Source organism: Terriglobus sp. YAF25, assembly GCF_052113305.1.
Taxonomy (GTDB): domain Bacteria; phylum Acidobacteriota; class Terriglobia; order Terriglobales; family Acidobacteriaceae; genus Terriglobus.
On sequence record NZ_JBFRCY010000216.1, the window covers coordinates 1 to 10,222 of the forward strand.

Annotated in this window: 9 protein-coding genes; 5 read left to right on the plus strand and 4 right to left on the minus strand. The window is 56.7% G+C overall.

The window, feature by feature from the left end:
- A partial coding sequence (locus AB4043_RS10910; protein ID WP_442307047.1) for a DegT/DnrJ/EryC1/StrS family aminotransferase occupies nucleotides 1-439 on the minus strand: 439 nt, incomplete at its 3' end.
- 160 nt (nucleotides 440-599) lie between these two features.
- Here AB4043_RS10910 and AB4043_RS10915 point away from each other — a divergent pair.
- From AB4043_RS10915 to AB4043_RS10930, 4 genes are all read left to right on the plus strand, one after another.
- Nucleotides 600-1,082 carry a sugar phosphate nucleotidyltransferase gene (locus tag AB4043_RS10915; RefSeq protein WP_442307051.1) on the plus strand — a complete coding sequence of 161 codons (483 nt, stop codon included), beginning with the start codon at nucleotides 600-602 and terminating at the stop codon, nucleotides 1,080-1,082.
- Entirely contained in the window at nucleotides 1,079-2,194 is a 1,116-nt protein-coding gene (gene rfbG / locus AB4043_RS10920) for a CDP-glucose 4,6-dehydratase (protein ID WP_442300776.1), read from the plus strand. Before AB4043_RS10915 ends, rfbG begins: the two co-directional genes overlap by 4 nt.
- A 486-nt stretch (nucleotides 2,195-2,680) precedes the next feature.
- Complete coding sequence (gene treZ / locus AB4043_RS10925; protein ID WP_442307048.1) at nucleotides 2,681-4,300, plus strand: malto-oligosyltrehalose trehalohydrolase; 1,620 nt, start codon at nucleotides 2,681-2,683, stop codon at nucleotides 4,298-4,300.
- Nucleotides 4,297-4,710, plus strand: coding sequence for a hypothetical protein (locus AB4043_RS10930; protein WP_442307049.1), 414 nt, complete (start codon nucleotides 4,297-4,299; stop codon nucleotides 4,708-4,710). The genes treZ and AB4043_RS10930 overlap by 4 nt, the downstream gene beginning before the upstream one ends.
- Before the next feature lie 11 nt (nucleotides 4,711-4,721).
- Here AB4043_RS10930 and amaB read toward each other — a convergent pair whose 3' ends face one another.
- From amaB to AB4043_RS10945, 3 genes are read right to left on the minus strand one after another with little or no spacing between them, the layout of a single operon-like run.
- A complete protein-coding gene (gene amaB / locus AB4043_RS10935; RefSeq protein ID WP_442300773.1) occupies nucleotides 4,722-6,254 on the minus strand; it encodes an L-piperidine-6-carboxylate dehydrogenase in 1,533 nt (510 codons plus the stop codon).
- A gap of 9 nt (nucleotides 6,255-6,263) precedes the next feature.
- On the minus strand, nucleotides 6,264-7,292 hold the full coding sequence (locus AB4043_RS10940; protein WP_442300772.1) for a DUF1338 domain-containing protein: 1,029 nt from the start codon (nucleotides 7,290-7,292) through the stop codon (nucleotides 6,264-6,266).
- A 26-nt stretch (nucleotides 7,293-7,318) separates the two neighbouring features.
- A complete protein-coding gene (locus tag AB4043_RS10945) occupies nucleotides 7,319-8,704 on the minus strand; it encodes an acetyl ornithine aminotransferase family protein (protein WP_442300771.1) in 1,386 nt (461 codons plus the stop codon).
- 650 nt (nucleotides 8,705-9,354) lie between these two features.
- On the opposite strand from AB4043_RS10945, the gene AB4043_RS10950 reads away from it, so the two are divergent.
- Nucleotides 9,355-10,222, plus strand: an 868-nt coding sequence (locus AB4043_RS10950; RefSeq protein WP_442307050.1) for a dimethylarginine dimethylaminohydrolase family protein, incomplete at its 3' end; no start/stop codon positions are given.

The following is a 10,222-nucleotide window of genomic DNA, read 5'->3' on the forward strand; positions in this document are numbered from 1 at the left end:
CATAGGTAGGCAGAGTGACGTCCAGGAAGACCGGCACGAGCCGGTTCTGCAGGATCGGGTTCACCGTTGTGGGAAATCCTGCGGCCACAGTGATCACTTCATCGCCGGGCTTCAACTGCCGATCCCCCAGCTTAGGGGATGTCAACGCGGTGAGCGCAACAAGATTGGCGGACGACCCTGAGTTAACCAGCGAAGCAGAGCGAACGCCGACAAAGCGCGCAAGCTTCCGCTCGAAGTCCTTCGCAAAGCGCCCTGTCGTAAACCATCCGTCCAACGCGGAGTCGACGACGGAGCAGATATCCTCCGGTCCGATCACTTTGCCGGAGACGGGTACGGCCGATGTGCCTGGCGTAAAATTTTTGGCAGGGAAAGCCTCTGCGTGAAACTGCGCAGTCAACTCGAGGATTTGTTGGCGGATCGCTGCTGCTTTGTCAGTCATCTGTAGAATTAGAATACACAGCAATTTTGTGAGTCGAAAGACGATTCGATCTCCAAGATGGCGATGAGCGCTTTCATCGCTTCTGATCACGACAACTTACCCGTATCATGGTCACATTTTGGCTTCTAAAGGATTGAAATGAAAGCTGTCATTCTTGCCGGTGGTCTTGGCCGGGGACTCGACCGGGACAGGCGGACGGCTAAAGCGGGTTGCCCGGTACGTCAAAGACGAAGAAGCCTTCTGCATGACGTATGGCGATGGCGTCTCCGATGTGGATATCACAGCGCTTGTTAATTTTCATCGCTCCCACGGAAAGAGTGCAACGCTGACCAGTGTCCAGCCCGTCGCTCGATTTGGAGGTCTGGGACTTACCGGAACACTAATTCACTCGTTTCACGAAAAGCCGGCTGAAGAAGGCGGCCGGGTCAACGGTGGATTCTTCGTCCTTTCACCAAAAGTACTGGACGATATCACCGATGACCGGCAGATGTTCGAGCGTGAGCCGATTGAGGCATTGGTCGCACGCCAAGAAGTTCATGCCTTCTCTCATCACGGCTTCTGGCAGCCCATGGATACGCTCCGCGACAAGCAGTACCTGGAAGAGCTCTGGAACTCAGGCAATGCTCCGTGGAGGGTCTGGTGACAGCAGCCGAACACGCTCAGACACAGAGATTCTCCTGGCAAGGCCGCAAGGTCTTTCTCACAGGGCACACGGGCTTCAAGGGCGGATGGCTGGCGCTGTGGCTCGCTAAGCTTGGCGCCACGGTTCGCGGCTATGCACTCGATCCCTGCACCGAGCCGAATCTCTTCACGGCTGCTCGTGTAGGCTCGGTGATCGAAGACATCCGTGGGGATATTCGCGACGCGGCAAAGCTGGAAGCCACCATGCAGGAGTTCGCTCCGGAGGTGGTCTTTCATCTCGCGGCGCAGCCGTTAGTTCTTCATTCGTATGAAGACCCAATCGGCACCTACGAGACCAACGTCATCGGCACGGCGAAGGTCCTTGACAGCGTTCGGCGGACTCCGAGCGTTCGTGCCGTCGTCTCCGTCACGACCGACAAGTGCTATGAGAATAAAGAGTGGATATGGCCATATCGCGAGACAGATCCGCTTGGAGGATACGACCCCTATTCCAGCAGCAAGGCTTGTGCCGAGATCGTAAGCGCGGCATACCGGCAGTCGTACTTCCCTGTTGCGCAGCTTGGAAAAGCTCATCAGGTGGCAGTTGCAACGGCGCGAGCCGGAAACGTGATTGGCGGTGGCGACTGGTCAAACGACCGCCTTCTCCCCGACCTTGTCCGCGGATTTCTGTCGCGAAAGCCGGTACTGATCAGACGGCCGCATGCAATCCGTCCATGGCAGCATGTACTCGAACCGCTTCGCGGATACATCCGGCTCGCCGAACAGCTGCTCACACATGATCCCAGATACGCCACCGCCTACAACTTCGGTCCCATCGAAGATGATGCCCGCCCCGTGGCGTGGATTGCGGAGCATATGTCGGCGTTCTGGGGAGACGGCGCCTCGTGGGTTATTGACGACGCGTCATCTCCGCACGAGGCCCACTACCTGAAGCTGGATGCGAGCCGCGCCCGCGCCGATCTTGACTGGGCTCCTTCGCTACGGCTCGATGCCGCGCTGGAGTACCTGGTGCACTGGTATAGAAGCTGGGACTCGCAGGCGGACATGCACGCCTTCACCCTGGGCCAGATCGATAGCTACAGCGCACTCTCCTCCGCCAAAGACATCGTGTAGAGAGCGGGGGCGCGTCCTGCGCCCCCGATTCTCTTGTTGATCAAAGTTGCCGGGTAAAGCCTATTCTCATCCGAGCACTCTACGAATGTGCAGCAGCCCTGTGTGAGCATCTTGGCGCGAGAGTCACCGCCCAAACGAAATCTCTTTCAGCTTGTCGTCCTTCCTCTTCCGGACCTTGCTGAACATGAATCGGAAGGGTTCCCGCCCATTGCAATCTGTGATGCTTGCGCGGGAATCTATGATGCCTGCTCGCTTCTCTTGTCGGAAGCTTTCTCTACGGGAAAGTGCAGGATTCTCGGCACAGATGGCTTCATTCCGCGGCCACAAGTCGATTGATGCCTGCAGAGGAACTCGCAGAGATTTGCCTCATCCTGGCGCAGGCGCTCAATGCTGACTGTATCCGTGCGCATGATGATTGCGAAGATATAGTCCGGGATTATGCTCTAGGGCAGCACTTTCTCTATTGGCTGCATCGCAAGTAGAGCAATGCGCGATTCAATCGGTCGATCTACGAAGCCTCCTCTGGGCGCAACAGTTAGTCCTACCGGCGTTCAATTTCATCTTTGGGCTCCCCATACCAAGCGGGTCGAGCTATTGCTGAATGACGGGAGACGTTATCCGGCGCAGGCTCAAGAGGATGGATATTTCTCCCTACATATTTCAGGCCTGAAACAGGGATGCTTCTACCGCTATGTTCTGGACGGCTGCGGACCTTTCCCAGATCCGGCGTCGCGATTTCAACCTGAAGGACCTCATGGCTGGAGCGAAGTAATCGATCCTTCATCCTATACCTGGACTACCGGCGAATGGCTCCTCCCGAATCTCCAACTCGCCGGCCAGGTGTTGTACGAGCTCCATCTCGGTACATTTACGAAGGAAGGCACCTACCGGGCTGCCGAGCAGGAATTCAAACGCCTTCGCGAGCTTGGCGTGACCGTTTTGGAGATTATGCCGATCCATGAGTTCTGTGGAGAATTCGGCTGGGGCTATGACGGTGTCGCCTTCTTCGCGCCCTATCATCGCTATGGCCGCCCGGATGACTTTCGCCATATGGTCGATGCGGCTCATGCTGAGGGCTTGGCTGTTCTTCTCGATGTCGTTTACAACCACTTCGGCCCCGATGGAAACTGCTTCGGAGAATATTGCCCCGAGTATTTCTCCAGGCGGGCGAGCGAATGGGGAAGTGCTCCGAACTTCGATAACGCACCCGTGCGCGAATACTTCCTGCAGAACGTCGCCGCGTGGATTCACGAATACAGGCTCGATGGCTTGCGCTTTGATGCAACACAGGCGATCGCTGATTCCGGACATCATGAGGAGCATATTCTCGCCTCCATGAGCCGGCGTGCGCGCGAGGCGGCCGGCAATCGGAAGATCATTCTGGTAAGCGAATGCGAGCGTCAATGGTCCCATCAACTTAAGTCGATTGCCGAAGGTGGCCATGGATTCGATGGCATGTGGAATGATGATCTCCATCATTCCATGACGGTTCGCCTTACCGGAAGACGAGAGGCTTATTACAGCGACCACGCAGGAAACCCTCAGGAGTTTATCTCCGCTGCGAAGTATGGCCCTCTCTTCCAGGGGCAATACTATGGATGGCAAAAAGCGCCGCGCGGGACAGATTGCCTGCGCGTTGAACCGTGGCAATGGATCACATTTCTGGAAAACCACGATCAGGTCGCCAATACACTCCGTGGAACCCGCCCTAAAGCCCAGAGCAGCCCCGGAATGTATCGTGCGATGGCGGCCTATTGGTTGCTTACACCAGGCACTCCCATGTTTTTTATGGGGCAGGAGTACGGCTCGGAGCGCCCCTTTCTCTACTTTTCTGATCAAAAGCCGGAGATACACGAGAAAGTTCGAAACGGACGGCTCACTTTTCTGAAGCAGTTCGACTCCGTTCGCGATACCGAGGATCTTGCACACCTTCTTCCCGATCCAGGTAACCCAGACACATTCCAGAGGTGCAAGCTTGGGCCTGACGACCGAGCGACAGAAGAAGCAGCGCAGTACCGCGAGTTCTTCCGCGACCTGCTGCAACTAAGAAGCCACGAGCTGGCGATCGCACAGAAAGGTCGCGGCATGATCGATGGAGCACCTTGACGAAGGCGCTTCATACGCATCTTTTCAGTTTTATCAATGGTTTCGAATCGTGGCCAGTTCAGCATTGGATCCAATGGCACCGTCACCTGATCGGCTCACCATCGAATTCTGTCTATAAAGGCATCCTGTTTTTCCAGGATCGTACCGCTGCCGCAACGACTCATTCTCTGGGCGGTGGCGGAGCCATGAAGCTGGTTGGGACCATCTACCTAACCAATACCCGCGCTATCATGCTGGCTAATGCAGCTCAAGTCCAGCAGCTCAACCTACAGGGTGGGTCAGGAAGCGGCACCCAGTTTCAACGAGAGATCATCGTTGGCGCCCTGCAACTGGGCGGCAATGGATCCATCACCATGAACATCAACTCCAGCACGATTTACCACGTCAGTGAGGTCGCACTAGTGCAATAGTCCGGGGCAGATTAAGCGATCTCGAAGCTCACGCCCTGTGCAAGAGGAAGATCCGTTCCGTAGTTGATGGTATTGGTAGCACGGCGCATGTATTGCTTCCATGCGTCTGAGCCTGACTCGCGGCCTCCGCCGGTGTCTTTTTCGCCACCGAAGGCTCCGCCAATTTCAGCGCCGGAGGTGCCGATGTTGACATTCGCAATGCCGCAGTCCGATCCGCTTGCGGAGAGAAAGCTCTCGGCTTCGCGCATGTTGAGCGTAAATATGGAGGACGAGAGCCCCTGCGGCACATCGTTATGCAGCTGGAGAGCCTCTTCGAAATCGCGGTACTTCAGAACATACAAAATGGGCGCGAAGGTCTCGCGCCTCACGATCTCTGCCTGGCTGCCAATTTCGACGAGCGCGGGACGGACATAGAACGCCTCGTCTGAACTAACGTCTGGCACGACACGTTCTCCTCCGGTGACTGTTGCTCCAGTGATTCGTGCTTCTTCGACAGCATGCTGCATTGCTTCAAAGGCACGTGCATCGATCAGCGGGCCGACCAGCGTGCCTGTTTCGCGCGGATCGCCGATGACGACAGAGCGATAAACCTTCTTGAGCGACGCGACAAGGTTGTCATAGACCGTGTCATGCACGATCAATCGTCGAAGCGTCGTGCAGCGCTGTCCCGCTGTACCCATCGCCGAGAATGCAATGGCCCGCAGAGCCAGATCCAGATCGGCGCTTGGGCAGACAATCGCGGCGTTATTTCCGCCCAGCTCGAGGATGGCTCGCGCGAAGCGCCCTGCGAGCCGCGGTGCAACGGCACGCCCCATCGCAGTCGAGCCAGTCGCGGAGACCAGCGACACGCTCGGGCTATCGACAAGCATCTGCCCCAGGCTTCCGTCGCCTACAAGCAATGTTGAGAGTCCGGTGGGCACGCCGCCAAATTTGGCTGCCGCCCGCTCAAATAACGCCTGCGTCGCGAGTGCTGTGAGTGGCGTCTTCTCCGAGGGCTTCCATACCACGGCGTTGCCACAGACCAGCGCGAGTGCTGCGTTCCAGGACCACACCGCGACCGGAAAGTTGAACGCGGAGATTACGCCGACAACACCGAGCGGATGCCACGTTTCCATCATGCGATGATTTGCGCGCTCAGACGTGATGGTGAGACCGGTGAGTTGCCGCGATAGTCCGGCGGCAAAGGCGCAGATATCGATCATCTCCTGCACCTCTCCGAGACCTTCTGATAGGATCTTGCCCGTCTCGATCGTCACCAGCCGGCCAAGTGCGGAGATCTCCGACCGCAGCTCTTCGCCAAGCAGCCGAACCAGATCTCCGCGTTTGGGAGCGGGGACACTGCGCCATGCAACGAACGCATTCCGTGCTGCTGCCAGCGCATTATTGACCGCTGTCGCGTCAGTCATCGCGACGCGTGCAATCACCTGGCCGGTGATGGGTGTCCGCACGACCAGTTCGCCGTGCGTATAGGCAGCGGCCGGCACCCCAAGGTTTGAGAGCAATTGATGCACCTCTTGCTCAAGTGAACTCTTATCGTTCGTCATAGCACCCGCTTACTTCTGGTTGGCGGTCACTTTAAAGATTGCCTGAGCATTGGAACTGTCAAAGCTGAGATCAAGCTTGGTCTTTCCATCTTCTGCCGGAAGCGGAAGCCGCGTGATGAATTCGTAGAACGATCCCGGCACTTCCTTTTCAATCAGACTGCCACCTTCGATGCGGAAGTTACGTCGCACGCGAGCCGCAAGGAACGCAGTCTGGCGAACCCTGCCTGATTGCGAGGTCTCAACCGTTGCCTTCATGGCGCGACCAAGCGCCTTCTGCTCTTCGGCCAGCCGATCGACATCGATGACTCGGTCCGTAGCGTGGTTGAAGGCGTTTCCTTCCGTGGCAATCCACGCCATCTCTGCCGATTCAGCCAGCAAAATCTCATAGTCTGCCAGGGCTGGATCGTCATGCTGGCGACTGAAGACCTTTGCAAGCACGGGCAGCAGTGCAACCGCTTTCTCGACAGGCAGAGCACGCTGCGCTTCCAATTCAACGAGCATGGCCTTCGCCTCGGCTGTGAGCGGATCGCGAGAGGTCGAAGTGACACGTCCAACGGCAGCCTGGAATTCCGCGGAAAAGCGGTCTGGGTGTAGTTCACTGACGAAGAACTGCGCGAGCTCCTCTGGGTACTCCACCTGGGCATAGGAACGCCCCGTCATCTTCAGACGCTCCAGCGGATAAACGCCGTTCAGTGCATAGCCGAGCGGGCGCAGAATGCGTGTGATTGCCTCTTCGCCTGCCGGCAGTGCACCCATGCCACCGAGTGCGACGGTGCGGACCGCGCCATGATCATGCATGATCTTCCTGCCATCGCGAAGACAATCGTCAGCGTAGAGTTTTGCATCCGGCACGCGGTTCAACAGGTCTTCGAACAGCATCATGTTCAGCACTTGTGCGATGCCTGCACGTGAAATGTTCGCACCGGCCTCTTCCATGAGAGCTCCGGAAACTTTGAGCACTTCAAACAGGCGATGTGAGCGCTCCGCACCGACGATACTTTCGAGCGTTCCCTGCAGTACACCTACCTTGGTTAGCATCTTCCTTCTCCTTTTCGGGGATTCTGTTATCGGGTGGCGAGCATGATGCCCTCTTCCAAAATGTCGAGAGCAACATCTGTTTCTTCTTGTGTAACGATCAGCGGTGGGCACAGCCGGACCGTATTCTCGCCGCAGCCAAGCAGCAACAGCCCTCTTTCGAAAGCGAGATCGACGATGCGGTCGCGCAGTGCTCCTGCCTGTTTGCGCAATTGCTTGTCCTCGACTATCTCGACTCCGATCATCAAACCACGTCCACGAACGTCTCCAACGATCTCATACTTTTCCACCCAGGTGCCGAGCCTTGCAAGAGCGGCAGATCCCACCGTCGCAGCATTATTCATGCCTTCGCGCTCAATAATGTTCAGAGTCGCCATCGCGGCCGCGAGGCAGATGGGGTTTCCGCCGTACGTACTTGCGTGCGAGCCTGGAACCCAGTCCATAAGCTCCGCCTTCGCCATGCAGATACCCAACGGCATTCCGGATGCAATTCCCTTCGCGATGCAGACCATGTCAGGCTCAACACCTGAGTGTTCAATGGCCCACCACTTTCCTGTTCTTCCAACGCCCGACTGGACCTCATCAGCAACAAGAAGGATTCCGTGACGATCGCAGATGCGCCGAAGTTCCTGCAGAAAGATATTCGGCGGCACGACGTATCCACCTTCTCCTTGAATGGGTTCGACAAAGATGGCGGCAACCTCCTCGGGCGGCAACGTCGTCTTGAACAGCTTCTCTTCAAGAAAGCGCGCACATGCCAGGCCGTACGCCTCTTCTTCCTGCGGCCCTCCGCCGGCGCCGCGATACGTATAGGGATATGGCACGTGCGTGACACCAGGAACAAGCGGGGCAAAACGGCGCTTCTGCTGGACCTTGGAAGCAGTGAGCGAGAGCGCCCCCATTGTGCGGCCATGGAAGCTGCCGAAGAAGCTGATGATGTTTTGCCGGCCGGTATGGTAACGCGCCAGCTTCAACGCGCACTCTACCGCCTCTGCGCCTGAATTCCCGAAGTAAAAACGATGCGGCCCAGGCATCGGCGCAATGGCAGACAGGCGCGATGCGAGCTGCGGCATCAGGTCGTAGTAGAAGTCTGTACCAGACATATGGATCAACTGCGCGGCCTGGTCCTGGATCGCCTTCACGACCTCCGGATGGCAATGGCCGGTAGAGTCGACGGCGATACCGGCCGTAAAGTCCAGAAACTCGTTGCCGTCTACATCCTCAACCCGACAGCCACACCCATTCTTTACAACAAGAGGATAACTACGCGTGTAGCTTGGCGAAACGAGACGGTGGTCATCGGCCACTATTCTTTGCGCTCGTGGTCCTGGCACGCTGGTGATCAACTTCGGACCAAACTTTGCGTGCAATTTGGCGTCGGCGACGCGTACAGATGCTTGCATTTCAATGCTCATACGATCCTCCAGCGGGCTCGGAGCAATCTGGTTTCACCTCCGAGCCAGGCTGACCTCGCGGTCAAAACGCGACGAGATAGAGCATTTTCCCTGTTACTGGGTATCCCGAAAATGGCGTGCGGCGGCGTTTTCATTGCGGAAAACGCCCCATTGATTCAGAATCCCTACATTGCACCTACAGGAAAATGCTCCAGCCTTCAGACAAACTGAGGCTCAGTTCCCCTGAGATTTTGGGTTGAAATGCGCTAGTCGCCTGAAAAGAGGTTCGGCCGTAAGGTGCTTGGAACAGCCCGGGCCGTTTCAGAAAGGTTCTGGCGCGTTCTGCACCGAACTCCGATAAGCACGAGGGCGTTGGTCGGATTGTCAGGCCTCAACATATGCTTGACTCCGTTTCGCCCGAGAGTATAGCGCACCTGGGGCATGTCATCAAACTGCCTGGTCCCGGAGGCGAGGAGCGACAAGAATTCGACCAAAAGCATTTTCCCTGTTGCTGGGTACCCCGGAACGGCCCTGCGTTATACCCACAGGAAAAATGCTCTAACCATCGCCCATGGCGATGAATATTTATTCAGCACCTACTGAATAATCATTCTCGTTGACCATTTGGCATGCATCCTGCCATCCTCCAGACCATAGGAGCGAGTACGGCAATGATTACCGAGCCAGATAAGGAGAACGAAGAAGAGACTATTTCTGGCGAGAATAATCCTGTTCCCGCGCTGCTGATGTGCCCACCCAGGTTTTATGACGTTTCTTACGTCATCAACCCGTGGATGCGAGGAAACCTGGGTAAAGCTTCACTGTCGCTTGCCATGCAGCAGTGGCAGAAGTTGTGCCGTGTTCTGTCCGGCATGGCGCATGTTCTTCTGGTTGAACCCGTCGCCGGCTCTCCCGACATGGTCTTTACCGCAAACGCTGGTCTTGCGCACGCCGGTATTGTCGTCATCAGCAGCTTCTATTACCCAGAGCGCCAGAACGAAGAGACACATTTCCGCCGGTGGTTCACCGATGCTGGTTACCGGGTCGCTGATTTGCCTCGCGAGATTCCCTTCGAGGGTGAAGGCGATGCCCTGTTCTCCTCCAATGGGTTACGCCTCTGGGTGGGCTATGGATATCGCACTCGCGAAAGCAGTCACGCAATTCTTCGTGATCTATGGGCCATAGAGGTTGCGGGCCTCCATCTCGTGGATCCGCGCTTCTATCACCTCGACACCTGTTTTGCCCCTCTCAAAGACGGCTCCCTGCTCTACTTTCCACCTGCGTTTGACAAGACTTCGGTTGCCAGGATCGAGGCCTATTACCCGCCAGCCCAGCGCATCGTTATCAGCGAAGAAGACGCGATGAGCTTCGCATGTAATGCAGTCAACATAGGCAAGACCATCGTGCTCAATCGCATCAGCTCTGAACTCGAATGTAAACTTAAGGTTCGTGGATTCCAAGTAATCCAGGTTGAATTGAGTGAGTTCCTTAAAGCCGGGGGCGCTGCTAAATGTCTGGTTATGCAGTTGACCCCGGAAC

Bases quoted from the DNA above. Each gene is read 5' to 3' on its own strand.
- AB4043_RS10940 (WP_442300772.1), bottom strand. From the start codon at position 7,292: ATGCTAACCAAGGTAGGTGTACTGCAGGGAACGCTCGAAAGTATCGTC.
- amaB (WP_442300773.1), bottom strand. From the start codon at position 6,254: ATGACGAACGATAAGAGTTCACTTGAGCAAGAGGTGCATCAATTGCTC.
- AB4043_RS10945 (WP_442300771.1), bottom strand. From the start codon at position 8,704: ATGAGCATTGAAATGCAAGCATCTGTACGCGTCGCCGACGCCAAATTG.
- treZ (WP_442307048.1), top strand. From the start codon at position 2,681: ATGCGCGATTCAATCGGTCGATCTACGAAGCCTCCTCTGGGCGCAACA.